A 17,412-nucleotide genomic window follows, 5' to 3' on the forward strand; every position below is an offset into this window, starting at 1 on the left:
CGAGATAGAGGAGTTTGCTCCTCCGAGCCGGTGGCCACCCCGGGGGAGTTTGCCTGCTCCTCGGCAAAACGCCGCGCATAGGCGCGGATCGTCTTGCGATCGATGCCGGTCACCCGGGCGATCTCTCGCTGGCTGGCACTGCCCTTGAGCAGCGTCCAGATAGTGGTTTGCAAATGCGGCTTCAAGACGTTCACTCCCGTGCCTCTCCCTCGTCGTTGAGGGAGGGGAAGGTAACGTCCTGCCAGACCTCTGGCTGCCGGCACGCGCCGACCCGTCAGCGCCTCATCGCGCCGCGGCCAGGGTGGGGGAATTTAGGTGGCCAAACGTGGGGGAGTTTGGGTGGCCATCGGGGCTGCTTTGTGAGCCGCTGATACTCCTCGAAGCTCATCAGCACATGGGCCGGTCGGCCTCGATCCGTGATTAATACCGGCCCGTTGTTTGCTGCCCGCTTTGCTTCGCTCGCCTTTTGGTTGAACTCGCGACTGGATAAGGTGGTAATGGTCATAACGGCACGTCCGAAATGTAGATTTGTAGGCACGTTACTACGTCACCAGCACAGATAAAACAGCCACGGCGAGCGCCACCACCCGAAACTCAAATCTCGGTCTCCCAGCCCTCCACACAAAGTGACTCGACGCACTCGAACTCAGTGCGGGGGGCGCCCCACTTCAGCGGTCATAGAGCTGGTCGCGCTGCCAAGTGCGGCTTCCAGTCAGCGCCTGGCCTTGCAAACGCTGCAACAACGCCTGGCGCGCCTTGCCACGGCCGGCTTTCGAGACCGCCACCACCCTTGCGACCGAGCGCCCACGGGAGACGATGAGCACATCTTCGCCTTCTCTCACGGTGCGCATGCAAACCATGATCGGATTCTGAGAGTCAAATTTCGCCCTCCCAGTTTTCCACGCGCAGAGATTCCACGCGCGCGAACTCACGCACATTTCGGGAAACAAGAGTCAACCCGCGCGCGCTGGCCTGACCCGCGATGAGCACGTCATATCCACCGATGGGAGTGCCCTGAGCCGCCAGCGCCGCACGAATTTCACCGGCACGGCGCGCATCGTCCTGATCGAACGGCACGACCTCGAAGCGCAACCGATCAACAAGGGCTAGATTTCGCTCTAAGCGCTGGCTCCTGAAAGCCCCGAAATACAACTCGTGCATCACAATGGATGGCAAGCCGATGTCCGCAGGCCGGTACTGCCGGATGCGCTGCGAAACCAAACCCCCTTGCGCATTGAGCAGAGCAATGACAGCGTTGGTGTCGAGCAGGAACAACATCAGGAAAACAGCGCGCTCAAATCCTGCCTTTCCTGGGACGCAGGCTGCTGCGTTGCGGCTTGCACAAAGTCAGCATCAAGCGCACCGCAAAGCGCATCAAGCCAAGCCCAGTCCGTCGGAACAGGTTCGAGAATCACAGACTCACCATGCCGCCGAATGCGGACCTCCTCGCCTTCAATGCGAAATGCTTTGGGAAGACGCACGGCTTGCGACCTGCCAGACCAGAACACCTTTGCCGTTTCCATAGGGCACCTCTTTTGATAGATACCAAAAAGATATGACAAAAAACCAGGAAAGTCAAAGACAATGGCCCAAGGTGGTGCGGCAGCAGGCGGGGCGGTGGATGGACGTCGCCACTTGAGACCAATACCACTTTGTTAGTGGACTTTCAGGAGCATGAATGGGCTGCTCGCTTGAGTGCTATACGCCAATGGCGCATCTCACCCGCACCATCATCTCGGTCGGCAACGGCGGGCGGCCACCGCGTTCACGCCCAGGCCTCGGCGCCGCCTCGTCGATCTCCGCGGCCAGCGCCGCGAAGTCCACATGCTCGGCCAGCTTGCTCAACGCGTCGCCGATCTTGTCCAACCTCGTCTCGCGCTCCTGCTCCGCGAACAGACTGACCTTGATCACTGCCATGCCATCATCAACTCATGCAGTCCACATCATGCCTGCGCCGCCGCCCGTCGACCAGGTTTTTCGAGGCGCCCGTATGGCGGCAACGTGTGCAGACGCGATCAGTCCACCATGGCTCAGTTCAGCCGCGCAGCATCGAATACTGCCTCCCAACTATGCCTTTTAGCAAAGGCAGTATCGAGAGCAGTGGTATCTGCCACGGCACGCGACGCAGTATCTGCCAAATTGCGGGAAACGTCTATCAGGTGAACGCCTGGCATATTTTTCCGGCTAGCCATCTCGCCAAAATCAGTCGAGAGTACTGGCACTCCGAGAGCACGATATTCGTAGTATTTGATCGGATCGACGCTATCCGTGAGTGAATTTCGTTTAAACGGAATCAAACCAACATCGAATTCATTCATAATCTGCAAAGCCAACGCGTGCGGCACGGGCGGATGTAATTCGATGTTGCTGGGCAGGCTCCTATTCGGTCCAACTTCAAGAGGACCAACCAGTCGAATGCGATCTTGTGGCCTTGCTCGTGCCAACGCGAAAATAATGTCCCAATCAAACCAGGCCGCCATTGTGCCAACATAGCCAAAAACCACTGGCGACGCCCGAACAATCGTACGCCTTCTGGGCACTGGCAATAATGCCGGGTCTAGCCCATTCGGAACGAGTTGCACATCACTACGCTGCTTTGACAGACGATGAACGAGTTTGCGGCTTGAAGCCCAGAGCGTATCGACTCTTGCTATCAACTGCATTTCGCGCGTACAGAGAGCTCGCTTAGCTAAGCCTCTATGAAAAGATGGAAAGTCGTCCATCGCGTCGTACATGCTGCAATGCCGTGAGAACTTGGCCAGAATGTCCAGAGCAAGCAATGATGGCTTTCCGCACACGATCATCGCATCGCCTGATCCAATAAACCGAGACACCTCGGCAACAATGCCAGTCCATAGCACCCGATTAAATTGAGCCAAGCCAGGTAACGGTTCGATTGGCAATGCTCTAGGGCGAATTATACTCAGCCAGGGTGGTATTTGCTCAGTGGGATAGGTGAGTGCTAACTGCTTGCGAACTCGTTCCCAATCGCTAATCCGCGGAAAACGCGCCGGATAAGGGTCGATCCAAAGCACGGGGGCTTGCGTGCGCAAGTGATACCAGCGGACGAACTTGTGGGGACGTTGTTCAAAACTAGACCAACTCACCGGAGAAAGATAAACAAGGCGCATCAGGCGAAATGCTCACGCAACGTCTTCACAATACGTTCAGCAGCACGACCATCGCCATAGGGCGACACACCCCGTGCCATGGACTTGTAAGCGGTTTCGTCATCCAGCAAGCGCTGCGCTTCTTCGACAATGCGTTCGTAGTTTGGCCCAACCAACTTGACCACACCTTGCTCAACAGCCTCCGGCCGCTCTGTCTCGTCACGCAGCACCAGCACAGGCTTACCAAGGGCCGGGGCCTCTTCTTGCACCCCGCCTGAGTCAGTCAGGATGAGGTAGGCGCGCTTCATCGCGGCGATGAACGGTGCGTAGTCCAGCGGTTCGCAAAGCGTGAAATTCTGCAGTCCAGCCAAGAACTCGTAGGCCACATCCTTGACGTTAGGGTTGGGATGTACCGGATAGAGGAACTGTACTGCGGGGTTACTCTCGGCGAGGGTACGCAGCGCACGACAAATGTTGCGGAACGGCTCGCCAAAATTCTCTCTACGGTGGGACGTCACCAAGACCAATCGTTTGGTGGGATCCAGCGGGACACCAAGCTCCAGATTCTTCGCAGCTGTCATCAACAATGCGTCGATGACGGTATTACCAGTCACGATAATTTCCGAATCCGGCACGCCCTCCTTCAGCAAATTCTGTCTTGAGCCTTCAGTGGGCGCAAAGTGCCAGCGTGCAAGCTTTCCTGCAATCACCCTGTTGGCTTCTTCTGGAAACGGGTTATGCATGTCCCAGGTACGCAATCCAGCCTCTACATGCCCAATTGGGATGCGGTGGTAGAAGCAAGCCAACGCAACGGTCATGACGGTGGTGGTGTCACCCTGCACCAAAACCGCATCCGGCTTCTCTGCTTGCAAGACATCATCAAGCTCAAGCAGCAACCGCGCCGTCAAAGTTGTGAGCGCCTGGTTCGGGCGCATGATGTTCAGATCGATATCAGGATCTATACCGAAGAACTCGTTTACTTGGTCCAGCATGTGCCTGTGCTGGGCTGTTGCAAGAACCCGTACATTTGCCCAGGCCTCATTTCTTAGCGCAAGAATAACCGGCGCCATTTTGATAGCCTCTGGTCTTGTTCCGATAACAGTTAATATGTTTCTCACGACTTTATCCCATTACTTCATTCAATAAACATTCCCAGTCTCTTACGAAGCGGTTTGCTGAAAAATCAACTCGCAGCTTCCGAAATACATCTTGTGTGTAGGAATGATTATCGATAACGTACTCGATACGGCAAGCTAGGGCGCTTACATCCCCAAGAGGGAAGGTATATAAATCACTAAAATCTCTGAACAAATCCAAATGAGCGTCTATATTAGACAATGCTGATGGCAGTAGCGACGAAATTGCCTCGGCTGCACTAAGGCCAAACGACTCACCCCACGATGGAGATACAAATACGCCCCCAGCCCTTCGTACGGAATCTATTAACGTTGATGCTGCGTGGAACGGTATCGGCGGCAACAAAACGGAAATTCCAGAAAGACCTCTGTTCGCTATTTCCCGCTCAATATCTATTTCAATAGACTTAGGTCCGCAGAATAGCAACATAAACTCACCCTGGCGCCGCCTTTCGATCAATTCAAATGCGTCAAGCAACGAAATTGGGTCTTTTAGTTTATCCATTCGACCAAAAAAAAGAATTGGTCTTCGCGTCCACTCCGGGAGAAAGACGTCTTTGTCGGCTTGATACTCATCTATATCCCAAGGTACGAAATTAGCAAGCTCCAGAATAGGCGCCTGTACTGTGGGAAATTCCTTGCTTAAGAGCTCTCGAAACCGAGCGGACGGCGCAGCAACAGCCCTACACTCACCCGGCAAAGTCGAGAGATACTGTCTGTTTTCGTCATATCCCGTGTGGCACTCAACGATATATCGCTGATTCGCCGCACTTAGCTTCCAGAGGAGCTGAGGGCAATCCACAAGGGACAGGAGATCGTATGAATCATCTAGCGAATGCACAACCGATGCAACATCTTCGAGGTTATATTTTTTGAGCGCAGCGCTAAAACTCTTAAGGCCCCCACCGTCAGAAAGAAATAAGAAGTCTACTTGAACTCCCGGAAGATATTTTTTAAATGCCATTGCACGATTAATAAAAACTCGCTCACAGCCGCCAAATGTTGCCCAAGGGTAAGCAAAGCAAATCTTAGTATTCATACAATACAAAAAGTCCTTTTTTTGCAGATACCAGAGTCATCAAGCTGTCAAAACGGGCTTCCCATGTCGTCTTACTTAGAAACGCCTCGAGCACATCCGCAGTTGTTGTATCAGCAAGCGCCTGAGCAATTACCTCTCGAATAGTCGAACTGGTAGCAAAATAGGTTTTTGGATAATATCTCAAGTGATCAATGCCCGTCACGACCACAGGCAGGCCGAAATATAAATACTCATAAATCTTTATTGGATCGACTGCATCCGACAAATCGCTTTGAACAAACGGAATAATGGCGACATTCCAGCGCGAGACATAAGCGTGCAAATTTGCAGGAAAAACTTTTCCAACCAGGGAAATGTTGTCAAATTGAGCAATTTTTCTTTGAACCCATTCTGGCTCGCCATATCCAATTATCTCAAAGTAATAATCGGCGGACTGTCTGGCCACGGAGAACAGAAGATCCCAGTCAAACCAAGCCTCGGTTAGATGGCCGAAATAGCCAATCACAATACAATCATCATGCCTTTTGCCTGCAATCCCCTTATTACTTACACCCAAAGTGCTTGGGGTATATCCATTGCCAATTACAGCTATATCTGTGCGGATATGCTGAAACTTCTGCTGGAGTTTAGGTGAAACTGCCGATACGAAATCTGCCTTGAGCACCAGTTCCAGTTCAAGGCTTTTATCATACCAAGGCGCCTGTCCTGCTCTGTTAAATTCCTCCCACTCATCCATGATGTCGTAAATAACGATGCCGCCATTTGATCGCCATGCATCAACGGTATTTGTGAATTGTCGAGCAGGCATTGTTATAATATAGTGACCGACTTTATTCTCCAAAGGAATATATCTATAACCCTTGAGAAACTCGTACAACGGCACTTGAATAACATTAGAAAAAACTTCACCCACCCCCTTTGAAAGACTTTCTTCAGGTGTCCACTGCCACGCAACATAAAGCACTAAGAACCCTTTTGCGGAATAGTGCTTTGCAGCGTTTATGGGTCGCTGATTCACCAGTTCATCAAACTCGAAGCCGCATGGAATAACTGCGATTTTGTTTTCTGCCAGTGCCCGTGCAACCCACGGCATCATATATGCGGCATCAACTGATCTCGTTTGGTCTGAAGCAACACAATTTTCTCCAAACGCACATAGACGCCTTGCAACAAAATTATGTCTGGGCTTATTCAGTAATATGCGCAATCGTTCTGGCAACCCCCAATAAATTGACTTTAAGAGCGCGTAGCGGGCGTCTTCGCGCGTAGATGCTAGTATTAACCTTCTCACCTGTCGAACAGGGGCAGTGATGCGCCATGAAGTTGACTGCCTTATTTTCATTACTTCGTGATTAAGTATAGAAATTTGCCCGTCGCGCTCTGCCACTGCATGGTTGAGACTGGCGATCTGCCCGTCGCGCTCTGCCACTGCATGGTTGAGACTGGCGATCTGCCCGTCGCGCTCTGCCACTGCATGGTTGAGACTGGCGATCTGCCCGTCGCGCTCTGCCACTGCATGGTTGAGACTGGCGATCTGCCCGTCGCGCTCTGCCACTGCATGGTTGAGACTGGCGATCTGCCCGTCGCGCTCCGTAATAGTTTGCTGGAGGCTGCCGATTTCTGACGTGTAATCTGTCTGCTCAATAGCTAAATTTTCCAAGGTCAATCCAAAACTATCAACCCAATCCTCCTTCGCAAAAACCAATATTATTTGCTCCCCACTCCATGCAGTGTTTTTAATATTACGACAGTCAATCACTCTTGACCAGACCAATCTAAATCCGTCACCAATTTTTGAGGGAATATTTCCAGGCAAAAAAGTATAAAAGTGCTCGTGATGTCGATCTAACTCACGATAAGGAATCGCAAGAATCAGGGCCTTCGTCGCTCGATTGCAGATTTCTTTAAGTACGGCATATGGCCTGTAGAAATGCTCGAGCGTATTAGAAGAGAACACTACATCGAAGACTGATTGTTTTTCTTCCCGGTCAGTCAGCCAATCCTCACAAAGAAATTGAATAGCTGGATATCGCTGTGCAGCCTGCTCAATCGCAATTGAGGAAAAATCGACCCCCGCAAGTCGCTCAGAGCCTATATAGCTTGCCCAAACATCTGTTCCGTCACCTTGGGCACAACCCCAGTCACACAAAGTCAAAGATTGACGCTGTAACTGGTCAGTCAGCCACTGCGGCAGGTTTTCGATGGCCAAGCGCGCAAAGAAGCGCGACTGCGCAGGTCCTTGGAATGCTTCCCAATTCTCCTCAAATCGATGGTTCCAATATATGCCAGAATTAATATTATTTTCCGCTTTCATATATTTATCTCAAATCACATGAATTAATATAATTTCGCCACGTTCATATTATTCGGCGCTCACGTTTGCGCGGACACCCCAAGAGCATAAGCTTGACCCAAAGGCGCAACAAACTCATGAGGTGCAAAAACCCAAAGTTGAGCGCTGAGTGACTTCTTCGTTGAGTCAAGTGAACAACTTTAGCTGTATCTACACGCCTTATGACCCAGCCGCTGCTCCACATACGCACCCCAAAATCCACATCCTCGCAATACAATCTAAACCCTTCGTCTAAACCACCGAGAGTTTGGTAAACGTCAGAGCGAATCAGTAGAAAGGCACCCACCAGCCATTCGGGCTCTGCAGGTGGCTTGTAGCCCGGAAGTCGGCGCCGAATAAGTTCCAGCGGCGTGACGACGCGCCGGTTGGGCTCGATATGCAGCGTGCCAGGCTGCACAAGGGCGGGCGCTACGGCGCCAATGCGCGAGTCATCGGTCAATGCCTTTAGAAGCACCGGAAGCGGATTGCCGTACTCAAATTTGATGTCGGGGTTCAGCACGCCGAAATAGGGTGTCTCGCAATGCGCGAAAGCTCGGTTGTGGTTTTCCGAGAAGCCAAGCGGCTTGACGTTTTTCAGCTGCACCAGTTCATAGCCTGCTTGATCTGGCTTGTCGAGAATCTCATCCGGCAGGTTGTGAGTGACCACCACCCGCCCCACATGCGCATCCGGAAGGTCCGCGAGCTGCCTCAGCAGCGATGCGACCATGTCCCGATGTCCATGCGAAACCACTGACACGGTGATATGCGGAAATGACAGCATTTTGTCGTGCTCGAGCATCTTTAACACCCTTCGATCCTTGTCAGGTTGGCGTGGTGGCGAACTTACTCTCGCTAGGAACAGCGATGAGCTTCACGCGACTACGCGCGGATTCATGGCGACCTCGTACTCCCCAAGTACCTCGCTGACTTCCCCAAACATCCTTGCCTTTCCCTTCTCCATCCAAAGCGTCTTGTTGCAAGTCTTTCGGATCGCTTCACTACTGTGAATGGCAAGCACCACAATCTCCGCTCGGGCATGCAGGTCTTGCAGACGTTTGTTGGCTTTCTCCTGAAAGCTGGCGTCGCCCACACGGAGCACTTCGTCGAGCAGCAGGATATCGGCCTCCACGGCGGTGGAAATGGCGAAAGCCAGGCGCACGCGCATGCCGCTGGAATAGGTGCGCAGCGGCAGGTCGAGGTAGTCGCCCAGTTCGGTGTAGGCGGCGACGCTATCAGCCTTGTGTTTGAGGCCCGTTTCCGTCATGCGAAGGCGCTGGTTAACTGCATCGAGAAGTCTTGGGGTGTGCCGGGTGCTGCTCGCGCGAGACGGGCCACAAACGGGTACCCGCGCCTCCGGAGAGGATGACTGGGAGGAGTTTTTGACAGGTCGTCATGATTCAGTTGGAAAAACACTCAGTCCGAGAGACTGTGCGGCAAGTGCCAGACGTTTGTCGAACACGGCGAAGACAAGGGCGTGTGATGCACCCAGTTTATGGTGCAACGCTTCGGCGGCGGCAAGGTGTACGGCATCGTAAGCGCGCAGCGATAGAAGATCGGCCAATTCGCCGGCACGGTGTAGCAAGGTTTGCACGGCACCAACGACATCGAGCTTGGGCCAGTCTGCTTCAAAATCGCGCCGCCAGCGCTGCAGGGCGTCTGCATCGGGCGCATCTGTGGCACGTCGCCTGAACGCCGCACGGGCTTCGACATATGCAATGCCGTGGGTCACCACGCGCTCAGCGTTCTCAATGGCATGCCGCACTTGGCCTGAGCCCTGCTCTTCGACGTAGAGCTTGATCAGTGCCGAAGTGTCGAGATACAGAATCAATCGCGCAACTCGCTGATGGTTTGCGCAAGGGAGGGCGTGCCAGCGCGCAGGCTGCTGGGATTGCGTGTGCCCTGCGGTTTTCCGCCCGAGCCAAGGCGCAGCCAGGGAAGTTCTTCAAGCATTGCAAGCGCATCTTTCGGCTCCAGCGCAGCCGCTGGGGGCTCGATGCGGGCGATATGCTTGCCGTGCGAGGTGACCACCATGGCAACGCCCGCGGACACGCGTTGCAAATAGGTGGACAGATGCGCCTTGAATTCCCTTACACCAACTTCTATCATGATTGCATCCGTTGATTGTGGTCACATTTTTGGATTGTAGACTCAAGATCGGCGCATACCCTGCAGATTGTTCACCACGATGCGCGGGTCGAATCAAGCAACGGGCTGAGCCGACTTGGCGCGCGTTTGTTTCCGCCGGGCGAATTGTTGGTTCGCTGTACGTTTGCGCAATGGTGTTTTGGTCTAAGTTTGTGGCGGGTTCATGGCCTCGTCGTAGGCGTTCACCACGTCCTCTACACCGCCAAACATTCTCAGCTTGCCGCGCTCCATCCACAGCACTTTATTGCACGTCTTGCGGATGGTGTCGCTGGAATGGATGGCAAGCACCACGATTTCCGCGCGGGCATGAAGGTCTTGCAGGCGCTTGTTGGCCTTCTCCTGAAAGCTGGCGTCGCCCACGCCGAGCACTTCGTCGAGCAGCAGGATATCGGCCTCCACGGCGGTGGAAATGGCGAAGGCCAGGCGCACGCGCATGCCGCTGGAATAGGTGCGCAGCGGCAGGTCGAGGTAGTCGCCCAATTCGGTGAACTCGGCGATGTCTTCGGTCTTGCGCTTGATCTCGGCGTCGGTCATGCCCAGTAGCAGGCCGCGCAGGCGGATGTTCTGGCGGCCGGTGGACTGGTCGTCCATGCCGAGGGCGATGTCGAGCAGCGGCACAGATTTGCCTTGCACGTCCACCGTGCCGCTGCTGGGCGGGTAGATGCCGGCCATCACACGCAGCAGGGTGCTCTTGCCAGCGCCGTTGTGGCCGATGAGGCCCAGGCGGTCGCCACTCTCCAGCTTGATGCTGAGGTCGTCAATGGCGCGCACTACGACCACGCCGGTGTTGTCTTCGGCAATGCGGTTTCGGCGCCCCATGCGCAGCACGCGCTTCTTGAGCGAAATGGCCGACACATCGAAGATGGGCAGGTCGAGGTGGACGTTTTGGAGGGTGATGCTGGCGGGCATGGGGTTGTTTGGCTCAGGCGTCACACCAGGGTGACGAGATCGCTTGAATACGCAGGCAATTGCCTATCGGCGGTGAGCAAGCGCAGCGGCTCTGAAAGGGCTTGCGCGATGAGTAGCCTGTCGAACGGATCTTTGTGATGATTGGGCAGCGAGCCGACTTTCAGGGTGTGCTGCCAGGTGACGGGTAACTCTTGAAACCCCGCCAAATGAAGCTGCCGGGTCAACTCGGGAATCTCGATCTCGATTTTCCCCAGGCCCGCCTTGATGGCGATTTCCCACAACGAGGCGGCGCTGACATACACCGCGTCTGCGGCTTGCATCTGCTCGCGCGCTGCACCCGACAGACGGGGATCGTCTGTCATGGCCCACAGCATCACATGGGTGTCCAGAAGCAATTTCAAATCTTCTGCCCTTCGGTGAAACCCTGCAGCACCTCGGCGGGCAAAGGATCGTCAAAGTCTTCAGCGATTTGAATTTGCCCTTTCATCAAACCGAGGCGCACGGTCGGCTTTGCTGTGGCCTGCAAGGCAGTCAGCCGAGCCACGGGCCTGCGCGCCCGGGCGATGATGACCTCTTCGCCATGCTCGACGCGCTCAATCAATTGAGACAAGGTGGTCTTGGCTTCGTGAATGTTGACGGTCTGCATGGCATTCGCAATTTTGCACGGAAATTGAGTCTAGTTTAGCCAACCTCAAATCAGATTCGAGCTTTGGAAAAAGTGGCGCACACCCGGCAGCCCCTCGAAGTCTGCGTCCAGAGTTCGGCACTGGCTTGTTGCGCCGTTGCGTCAATGAGGCTGCCTGTCATGGGGCTTTCAAGAGCACACCTCTCTGGATCGGAAGTTACACCCAATACGGAATGCGCCGGTGGTAGCGCCCGGTCATGCTCAGCGCCAGCAGCCAGCCGAGCACGGCCATGCCGATGGTGAGCCCCCAGGTGAAGGGCGGCGGCACTTCGCCCACCAGGGGCTGGCGCACGATGTCGATGAGGTAGGCCAGGGGGTTGTATTCCACGATCCACTGGTGTTTGCCGCTGAGCATGCCGCCATGAAACAGAATGGGGGTGACGTAAAACGCGACTTGCAGCAAGGCGCTCACAATCTGCGGCAGGTCGCGAAAGCGCGCCGAAACGAGGCCGACCACCGCCGCCATCCACATGGCGTTGAGCAAGAAGATCACCAAGCCCGGAATGAACAGCGGCAAGGTGGCCCAACTCTTCACGCCGAAGATCAAAAGGGTGATCAAAACGATGATGAAGTTGTGCGCGAAGATCACCGTGTTGCGCCATGCCGCCTGCAAGATGTAGATCAGCCGCGGTGTGTGCACCTGGCGGATGTAGTTGGCGCTGTTGATGTAGGCGGTGCTGCCTTCGTTGACGATGCTCGAGAACAGCCCCCACATGACGATGCCGATGGCCAGCATGGGCAGGTAATTGCTGAGGTCTTGCCCGAAGAGCGAGCCATACACCACGCCCATGGTGCCCACGAGCACGCCCATGCTGATGGTGAGCCAGAAGGGGCCGACCTTGGAGCGCGCATAACGCTGGCGAATCTCCAGCCAGCCCAGAAGGCTCCACAAACGCCAAGCGAGGATGCTGCGGGTGAGGTCGTCGAAGGCGGTGCGGAGTGCAGACATGTGCGGCAGCTGAGGGCTTGGAAGCGGCGATGTTACGTGACCCGTTAGGCAGTGAGATCAAGAAGCTGCGTCCGTGCGTTGTGGTCTCGCCCGCCGAGTTGAATGATCACCTGCGTACCGTCATCGTCGCGCCCATGACCTCCAAGGGTTTCGCGGCACCATTCCGGGCGCCAGTGACTCATGCAGGCAACTCAGGGCTAATCGTCCTCGATCAACTTCGTGCGGTCGACAAGGCGAGGTTGGTCAAGCGGCTGGGTGCCGTATCGGCAAGGACGCTGAGTGCCACACTGGCCACACTGCAGGAAGTCTTTGCGGTGTAGACCTGCGCAAGCACCTCTCCTGCTCAGCCCGCACTGGATTTGGCCTCGCCCGGCCGAAACTGCATGCGGTGCAGCTGGGCATAGAGCCCGTTTTTCTGCAGCAATTCCTCCTGGGTACCGAGTTCGATCAGACGACCTTCATCAAGCACCGCGATGCGGTGGCAGTGGGCTATGGTGGCCAGCCTGTGGGCGATGACGATGGTGGTGCGGCCTTCCATCAGGCGGTTGATGGCCTGCTGCACGAGGCGCTCGCTCTCGGCGTCGAGCGCGCTGGTGGCTTCGTCGAGGATGAGCAGCGGGGCATTGCGATACAGCGCGCGCGCGATGGACAGGCGCTGGCGCTGGCCGCCCGAGAGCTGCGAGCCGTTGTGGCCCACGGGCGCGGCAAGACCACCGGGCAGGCCGCGCACGAAATCGCCCAGCGCGGCAGCGTCGAGCGCGGCCCAGGCGCGGCTTTCGTCCACCTCGGAACCAAAGCTCACGTTGGCGCCAATACTGTCGTTGAGCAGCACCACGTCTTGCCCGACGTAGGCGATCTGTTCGCGCAGGCTGTGCAGACTCCAGTCGTGCAGCGGCACGCCGTCGAGGAGGAGTCGGCCCTGGGTGGGTTCGAGCAGACGGGGCACGAGGCGCATGAGCGTGGTCTTGCCCGCGCCTGACGGGCCAACCAGCGCCAGACTCTCGCCCGCGTGAACCTGCAGCGACACGCCGTCGAGCACGGGGCGATCCATCGCGTCGAGGGTGACGCCCACATCGTCGAAGGTCAGTTCGCCGCGCGCACGCTCGAACGCATGGGAGCCGGTGTCGCGCTCCTGCGGCGCATCGACGATGGACTGCAGCCGTTTGAGCGAGGACAGCGCCCGCACCATGGGCTGCACGATGTCGGCCACCCGGCGCAGCGGCGACAGGGTCATCATCATCGCGGTGATGAAGGCCACGAATCCACCCACGCTGTGCTGGCCCGAGACGTCGCTCTGCCACATGGCAAAGACGATGACCACCGACACCGCCAGCGCCGACAGCCACTGCGACACCGGCGTGGTGGTGGAGCCCGATACCAGCGTCTTCACCGTGGTACGGCGCAAGGCCTGGTTGATGCGGTCAAAGCGCGAGACGAACACGCCCTGGGCGTTGTGCACGCGGATGACCGGCGCCGCCAACATGCCCTCCTCCAGCGCGTAGGAGGTTTCCTCCGCCGTCTTCTGCATCTGCGCATTGAGCCGCTTGGCACGTCGGCTGATGATGCGCATGGTGAAAATCAGCGGCAACAAAATGCCCAGCGTCAGCAGCGTCAGGCTCCAGTTCACCCAGAGCAGATAACCGAACAAGGCGATGAGCGTGAAGCTGTCGCGCACCAGCGTGAGCAGCCCGGGAAAGATCATGCCCAGCGCCAGCTGCGCCTCGTACACCGAGGCGCCAATCAGGCTGCTGGCGCTCTCGCGCTGGAGTTGCGCGAGTTGCGCATGCACAATCTGCCCGTAAACCAGCTCACGCACCCGCGCGAGCACGTTCTGCGTCAACCACTGTGTGAGAAACTGCGAGGCCAGCCACGCCAGCCCACGTACCGTGAACAGCCCCATGAGAACGGCCGGCACCGCCCACAACGGAAAGTCTCGCTTCGCCGTGAAGCCGACATCGAGCACATGCTTCATCAGGGCCGGAAGTACCGGCTCGGTCGCTGCCACAATCGCGGCAAACAGCACGATGAGCAACGCCGCCGCTCGGTTGCGCGGATTGGCGTTGAACAGTTGCCTCAGCAGGCGCAACGCCGTATCTGGCGGTCTCGTATTTTTGCTGAACATATGGACCATTCATGTTTACAAAACAACGGAGCATAGCGCTCGGCAGTTCAAATGAAAATTCAACGTTTACGACTTTTGCGATTGTATTTGCCGCTGCTTCCACCCCACTTCCGACCGCGTGGGGTTCGATCTCGTTAGTCTTGCTTCTGGTGGCCTATTTTGCGCAGGCGTTCAAAAGCAGTACCTGGCTAAACATCAGCAATAGTCCGCTTTCATGGGCGTCCCTCGGCATTATGGGAGCGCTGGCAATCGGAATGCTCTATGGCAACACGCCTTTTTCGCAAGCATTTGAATTTTGGACTAAATATTTGAAACTTCTGGTCGTTCCCCTGATCATTGGCCTAGCCCCCAACGAAAGAACGAGGCATCTGGCAATCAATGCCGCACTTCTGGCAGTCATGGCATCAATCGTCGTTTCTTATGGCCGATATTTCGGCCTTGTCGCGCCATTTCCAGACCCCAATCAATCAAATATTGGATTTCAAAATCGAATTACTTTCGGTCTTTACACCTCTATCGCGAGTTATATATTTGCCTACCGCGCGCTGAAGCACAAACACAAGAGCACTCGATTGGCATATGCATTCCTTTTTATAATAACCTCATTCAATACACTGGCAATCAACAACGGGAGGACGGGCTACGTCATTTTTCTCGGCCTTGCCATTCTATTTCTTTATCGAAATGCGCGGCCCACATGGAGATTAGCCTCTATCGGCCTGACAGCATTCGCGATCATTGCGACATTACTGGTTTCCCCTGCATCACGCGACCGACTGGAGAGAACCCTTTCCAACGCCGAAGCATTACACAAAAACGACGCAAACAATCAAAGTTCGATCGTGATTAGATGGCAATTTTTAATCAATAGCCTGAACATCATACGAACCGCACCGATTTTTGGTCATGGCACCGGAAGTTTTCAATCAGAATATGCCAAGCGCATCGTTGGCAGCAATCAGGTTGGAAGCTCCAATCCACACAACGATTACCTACTAATTGCCGCCCAGCTTGGATTATTTGGACTGATTTTTGAATTTATATTGATAGGCATTATTTATAATGAGGCAAGCAAGGCGAGTGGTGACGCAAAGGAATTTGCCTACGCATTGCTAACTGCATTTATTTTATATTCCGCCCTGAACTCCACTTTACTGAATGCAGGCGAAGGGAGGTTTTTTCTTATCCTATTGGCGATCATTTTATCGACCAACACAAAGAGGGCAACCCACCCAGATGCCGCAGAACAATTTTCCCGCAAATGAAAAAATCAGAAAAATTGAGCCTTATAATAATCACAAAAAACGAGGCAAGAAATATTAGAAACTGCATTCATTCCGCAAGCGGCTTGGTTGATGAAATCATTGTATTTGATTCCGGCAGCACAGACGGCACACAGCTGATTTGCCGCGAAATGGGCGCATCAGTTTATGAGACCGACTGGCCCGGATTTGGCGTACAAAAAAACCGCGCACTAGAAAAGGCGACAGGTAATTGGGTATTATCGCTTGACGCAGATGAACAACTCAGTCAAGAATTGAAGAACGAAATCGAGAAAATACTATCCATCGACTCCGACGCCGCAGATTCATATTCAATTCCTCGAAAATCAAGCTACTGCGGTCAGTTCATGAAGCACAGCGGGTGGTGGCCCGACAGGGTTGTACGCCTCTTCAAAAAATCATCTGGAAGATTTAGCGACGACATAGTCCATGAAAAATTCATCTCCCCAGGAAAAACTGGCAGACTGAATAGCCCCATCATACACCACGCCATAACCAGCGTTGAGCAGTCCATTCAGAAAATGAATGCGTACTCCACAGCAGGGGCCGAAAGAATTTTTGCACGTGGTGAGCGTACATCCGTTACGAGGGCTTTCCTCAAGGGACTTTGGTCTTTTTTAAGAACCTATATTCTACGACTTGGCATTTTAGATGGCCGCATGGGATTGATACTAGCCATTGCCAACGCGGAAGGAACGTATTATCGCCACATCAAATTGTGGCTTAAACAGCGTGGTGAACATGGCGCCGATAAAACATAAGGCGAGCATCATTGTATTGACCTACAACCGCCCTGATGCACTTTTTGCTGTACTTTATGGTTTGGCACATCAGATCTTGCTCCCATGGGAAGTAATCATATCCGATGATGGCTCAACATCTGAAAACAAACAAGCGACCCTGACGCACCTTCAGAAACATCAATGGCCTTTCAAGATCAAATATCTTTGGCACCCTGATATCGGCTTCACAGCCTCCCGCGCCAGAAACCAAGGGGTTTTTTATTCGTCCGGCAACTATATCATTTTATTGGACGGAGATTGCGTACCAAGGCGCGATTTCATTTTCCAGCATCTACACATAGCAAGAGGCGGGGCCTTTGTCAACGGCAGCAGGATTTTATTAAATGCCAATCTGTCAAATATAGTCATTTCTTCGCCCCAGATCGTTGAAAATCATTCATTTTATTGGATGCTCCAAAAAGTCATGGGCAAAGCGAACAAATGGCCGATTCCACTTGTTAAAATCCCTAATCGCCTTCGCAAGGCTTCAGCTTCATTCCACTGGAAGGGCATCAGAAGCTGCAACTTCTCTCTCTGGCGAAGCGATTTCGACAAGATCAATGGATTTGATGAGTCATTCGTTGGATGGGGGCACGAAGATGCGGACTTCGTCTGGCGATTGCAACGAACCGGTTGTCGGCGTATCAACGGGTTCTGGGCAACAGAAGTGTTCCATCTTTGGCACCAAGAGGCCAGTCGAGATCGGGAATCTGCCAATGCATCTCGCTTGCATGAGCGCATGACCCGGCCTGATTCAAGCTACCTGGCTGCCAGGGGGATCAAGGATTCGACTTACGACGACTGTGAACTGGTCTACGCCAACTGAAGTGAGCAGGAACCAATCCCCCATTTGCAACTCAGTCTTCTCGTCGTCAAGTTCTGCTTCAATTGCGCAATGCAGCAAGACTTGCGAATTTTTA

The 17,412-nt window shown here is 54.5% G+C and carries 21 protein-coding genes and 3 pseudogenes; 4 read left to right on the forward strand and 20 right to left on the reverse strand.

The features are described 5' to 3' along the window. The 19 genes and pseudogenes from ASC45_RS00005 to ASC45_RS00075 all read right to left on the reverse strand — a co-directional run. Positions 1 to 194 (reverse strand): annotated as a pseudogene (locus ASC45_RS00005) (IS21 family transposase); the annotation flags it as partial. A gap of 152 nt (positions 195 to 346) precedes the next feature. Next, positions 347 to 505, reverse strand: a pseudogene (locus ASC45_RS15340) (type II toxin-antitoxin system Phd/YefM family antitoxin); the annotation flags it as partial. A gap of 163 nt (positions 506 to 668) precedes the next feature. Beyond that, positions 669 to 851, reverse strand: coding sequence for a type II toxin-antitoxin system Phd/YefM family antitoxin (locus ASC45_RS00010; RefSeq protein ID WP_055448999.1), 183 nt, complete (start codon positions 849 to 851; stop codon positions 669 to 671). A 25-nt stretch (positions 852 to 876) separates the two neighbouring features. After that, positions 877 to 1,278, reverse strand: coding sequence for a type II toxin-antitoxin system VapC family toxin (locus ASC45_RS00015; RefSeq protein WP_055449000.1), 402 nt, complete (start codon positions 1,276 to 1,278; stop codon positions 877 to 879). Continuing rightward, on the reverse strand, positions 1,278 to 1,523 hold the full coding sequence (locus ASC45_RS00020) for an antitoxin (RefSeq protein WP_055449001.1): 246 nt from the start codon (positions 1,521 to 1,523) through the stop codon (positions 1,278 to 1,280). Before ASC45_RS00020 ends, ASC45_RS00015 begins: the two co-directional genes overlap by 1 nt. Positions 1,524 to 1,698: 175 nt before the next feature. Further along, on the reverse strand, positions 1,699 to 1,917 hold the full coding sequence (locus ASC45_RS00025) for a transposase (protein ID WP_055449002.1): 219 nt from the start codon (positions 1,915 to 1,917) through the stop codon (positions 1,699 to 1,701). A gap of 113 nt (positions 1,918 to 2,030) precedes the next feature. Further along, on the reverse strand, positions 2,031 to 3,131 hold the full coding sequence (locus ASC45_RS15345; RefSeq protein WP_072242926.1) for a glycosyltransferase family protein: 1,101 nt from the start codon (positions 3,129 to 3,131) through the stop codon (positions 2,031 to 2,033). Then, a complete protein-coding gene (gene wecB, locus ASC45_RS00030) occupies positions 3,131 to 4,228 on the reverse strand; it encodes a non-hydrolyzing UDP-N-acetylglucosamine 2-epimerase (protein ID WP_072242927.1) in 1,098 nt (365 codons plus the stop codon). The genes ASC45_RS15345 and wecB overlap by 1 nt, the downstream gene beginning before the upstream one ends. Before the next feature lie 4 nt (positions 4,229 to 4,232). Continuing rightward, on the reverse strand, positions 4,233 to 5,285 hold the full coding sequence (locus ASC45_RS15350) for a glycosyltransferase family 4 protein (protein WP_072242928.1): 1,053 nt from the start codon (positions 5,283 to 5,285) through the stop codon (positions 4,233 to 4,235). Next, entirely contained in the window at positions 5,275 to 7,599 is a 2,325-nt protein-coding gene (locus tag ASC45_RS15355; RefSeq protein WP_072242929.1) for a methyltransferase domain-containing protein, read from the reverse strand. Before ASC45_RS15355 ends, ASC45_RS15350 begins: the two co-directional genes overlap by 11 nt. 43 nt (positions 7,600 to 7,642) lie before the next feature. Next, on the reverse strand, positions 7,643 to 8,416 hold the full coding sequence (locus tag ASC45_RS00040; RefSeq protein WP_055449005.1) for a glycosyltransferase family protein: 774 nt from the start codon (positions 8,414 to 8,416) through the stop codon (positions 7,643 to 7,645). A 72-nt stretch (positions 8,417 to 8,488) separates the two neighbouring features. Beyond that, positions 8,489 to 8,842 (reverse strand): annotated as a pseudogene (locus tag ASC45_RS00045) (ABC transporter ATP-binding protein); the annotation flags it as partial. A 52-nt stretch (positions 8,843 to 8,894) separates the two neighbouring features. Beyond that, positions 8,895 to 9,011, reverse strand: a complete 117-nt coding sequence (locus ASC45_RS16215) for a sugar phosphate nucleotidyltransferase (RefSeq protein ID WP_072242930.1) — start codon at positions 9,009 to 9,011, stop codon at positions 8,895 to 8,897. Further along, the gene (locus tag ASC45_RS00050; protein ID WP_055449006.1) at positions 9,008 to 9,445 is read right to left on the reverse strand and encodes a type II toxin-antitoxin system VapC family toxin; all 438 of its coding nucleotides are present in this window, start codon (positions 9,443 to 9,445) and stop codon (positions 9,008 to 9,010) included. The genes ASC45_RS16215 and ASC45_RS00050 overlap by 4 nt, the downstream gene beginning before the upstream one ends. After that, complete coding sequence (locus tag ASC45_RS00055) at positions 9,442 to 9,723, reverse strand: type II toxin-antitoxin system Phd/YefM family antitoxin (protein WP_072242931.1); 282 nt, start codon at positions 9,721 to 9,723, stop codon at positions 9,442 to 9,444. Before ASC45_RS00055 ends, ASC45_RS00050 begins: the two co-directional genes overlap by 4 nt. Before the next feature lie 183 nt (positions 9,724 to 9,906). Then, positions 9,907 to 10,671 (reverse strand): ABC transporter ATP-binding protein, encoded by a 765-nt coding sequence (locus ASC45_RS00060; protein WP_055449008.1) that lies wholly within the window; start codon positions 10,669 to 10,671, stop codon positions 9,907 to 9,909. Between the two features lie 20 nt (positions 10,672 to 10,691). After that, positions 10,692 to 11,072, reverse strand: coding sequence for a type II toxin-antitoxin system VapC family toxin (locus ASC45_RS00065; RefSeq protein ID WP_055449009.1), 381 nt, complete (start codon positions 11,070 to 11,072; stop codon positions 10,692 to 10,694). Then, positions 11,069 to 11,317, reverse strand: coding sequence for a type II toxin-antitoxin system Phd/YefM family antitoxin (locus tag ASC45_RS00070; protein ID WP_055449010.1), 249 nt, complete (start codon positions 11,315 to 11,317; stop codon positions 11,069 to 11,071). The genes ASC45_RS00065 and ASC45_RS00070 overlap by 4 nt, the downstream gene beginning before the upstream one ends. Before the next feature lie 196 nt (positions 11,318 to 11,513). Then, positions 11,514 to 12,305, reverse strand: a complete 792-nt coding sequence (locus ASC45_RS00075; protein WP_055449011.1) for an ABC transporter permease — start codon at positions 12,303 to 12,305, stop codon at positions 11,514 to 11,516. Between the two features lie 29 nt (positions 12,306 to 12,334). Between ASC45_RS00075 and ASC45_RS00080 the strand changes: the two genes are divergently transcribed. After that, a complete protein-coding gene (locus tag ASC45_RS00080; protein WP_055449012.1) occupies positions 12,335 to 12,625 on the forward strand; it encodes a type II toxin-antitoxin system PemK/MazF family toxin in 291 nt (96 codons plus the stop codon). Between the two features lie 23 nt (positions 12,626 to 12,648). Here ASC45_RS00080 and ASC45_RS00085 read toward each other — a convergent pair whose 3' ends face one another. Further along, on the reverse strand, positions 12,649 to 14,427 hold the full coding sequence (locus tag ASC45_RS00085; protein WP_055449013.1) for an ATP-binding cassette domain-containing protein: 1,779 nt from the start codon (positions 14,425 to 14,427) through the stop codon (positions 12,649 to 12,651). Positions 14,428 to 14,438: 11 nt separating this feature from the next. Between ASC45_RS00085 and ASC45_RS15360 the strand changes: the two genes are divergently transcribed. Genes ASC45_RS15360 through ASC45_RS15370 form a run of 3 tightly spaced genes read left to right on the forward strand, consistent with a single transcriptional unit; the run spans position 14,439 to position 17,318 of the window. Beyond that, positions 14,439 to 15,692 (forward strand): O-antigen ligase family protein, encoded by a 1,254-nt coding sequence (locus ASC45_RS15360; RefSeq protein ID WP_072242932.1) that lies wholly within the window; start codon positions 14,439 to 14,441, stop codon positions 15,690 to 15,692. Then, positions 15,689 to 16,471, forward strand: a complete 783-nt coding sequence (locus tag ASC45_RS15365) for a glycosyltransferase family 2 protein (RefSeq protein WP_072242933.1) — start codon at positions 15,689 to 15,691, stop codon at positions 16,469 to 16,471. The genes ASC45_RS15360 and ASC45_RS15365 overlap by 4 nt, the downstream gene beginning before the upstream one ends. Before the next feature lie 16 nt (positions 16,472 to 16,487). Next, positions 16,488 to 17,318: a glycosyltransferase gene (locus tag ASC45_RS15370; RefSeq protein WP_082454190.1), complete on the forward strand. Its 831-nt coding sequence runs from the start codon at positions 16,488 to 16,490 to the stop codon at positions 17,316 to 17,318. Positions 17,319 to 17,412: the final 94 nt, after the last annotated feature.

The organism is Thiomonas bhubaneswarensis (assembly GCF_001418255.1).
Classification (GTDB): Bacteria; Pseudomonadota; Gammaproteobacteria; order Burkholderiales; family Burkholderiaceae_C; genus Thiomonas; species Thiomonas bhubaneswarensis.

Bases quoted from the DNA above. Each gene is read 5' to 3' on its own strand.
- ASC45_RS00075 (WP_055449011.1), bottom strand. From the start codon at position 12,305: ATGTCTGCACTCCGCACCGCCTTCGACGACCTCACCCGCAGCATCCTC.
- ASC45_RS15360 (WP_072242932.1), top strand. From the start codon at position 14,439: ATGTTTACAAAACAACGGAGCATAGCGCTCGGCAGTTCAAATGAAAAT.
- ASC45_RS15345 (WP_072242926.1), bottom strand. From the start codon at position 3,131: ATGCGCCTTGTTTATCTTTCTCCGGTGAGTTGGTCTAGTTTTGAACAA.
- ASC45_RS00025 (WP_055449002.1), bottom strand. From the start codon at position 1,917: ATGGCAGTGATCAAGGTCAGTCTGTTCGCGGAGCAGGAGCGCGAGACG.
- ASC45_RS00070 (WP_055449010.1), bottom strand. From the start codon at position 11,317: ATGCAGACCGTCAACATTCACGAAGCCAAGACCACCTTGTCTCAATTG.
- ASC45_RS15355 (WP_072242929.1), bottom strand. From the start codon at position 7,599: ATGAAAGCGGAAAATAATATTAATTCTGGCATATATTGGAACCATCGA.
- ASC45_RS00060 (WP_055449008.1), bottom strand. From the start codon at position 10,671: ATGCCCGCCAGCATCACCCTCCAAAACGTCCACCTCGACCTGCCCATC.
- ASC45_RS00020 (WP_055449001.1), bottom strand. From the start codon at position 1,523: ATGGAAACGGCAAAGGTGTTCTGGTCTGGCAGGTCGCAAGCCGTGCGT.
- ASC45_RS00015 (WP_055449000.1), bottom strand. From the start codon at position 1,278: ATGTTGTTCCTGCTCGACACCAACGCTGTCATTGCTCTGCTCAATGCG.
- ASC45_RS00040 (WP_055449005.1), bottom strand. From the start codon at position 8,416: ATGCTCGAGCACGACAAAATGCTGTCATTTCCGCATATCACCGTGTCA.
- ASC45_RS15365 (WP_072242933.1), top strand. From the start codon at position 15,689: ATGAAAAAATCAGAAAAATTGAGCCTTATAATAATCACAAAAAACGAG.
- ASC45_RS00010 (WP_055448999.1), bottom strand. From the start codon at position 851: ATGCGCACCGTGAGAGAAGGCGAAGATGTGCTCATCGTCTCCCGTGGG.
- ASC45_RS00055 (WP_072242931.1), bottom strand. From the start codon at position 9,723: ATGATAGAAGTTGGTGTAAGGGAATTCAAGGCGCATCTGTCCACCTAT.
- ASC45_RS00080 (WP_055449012.1), top strand. From the start codon at position 12,335: ATGTTACGTGACCCGTTAGGCAGTGAGATCAAGAAGCTGCGTCCGTGC.
- ASC45_RS15350 (WP_072242928.1), bottom strand. From the start codon at position 5,285: ATGAATACTAAGATTTGCTTTGCTTACCCTTGGGCAACATTTGGCGGC.
- ASC45_RS00085 (WP_055449013.1), bottom strand. From the start codon at position 14,427: ATGTTCAGCAAAAATACGAGACCGCCAGATACGGCGTTGCGCCTGCTG.
- ASC45_RS16215 (WP_072242930.1), bottom strand. From the start codon at position 9,011: ATGACGACCTGTCAAAAACTCCTCCCAGTCATCCTCTCCGGAGGCGCG.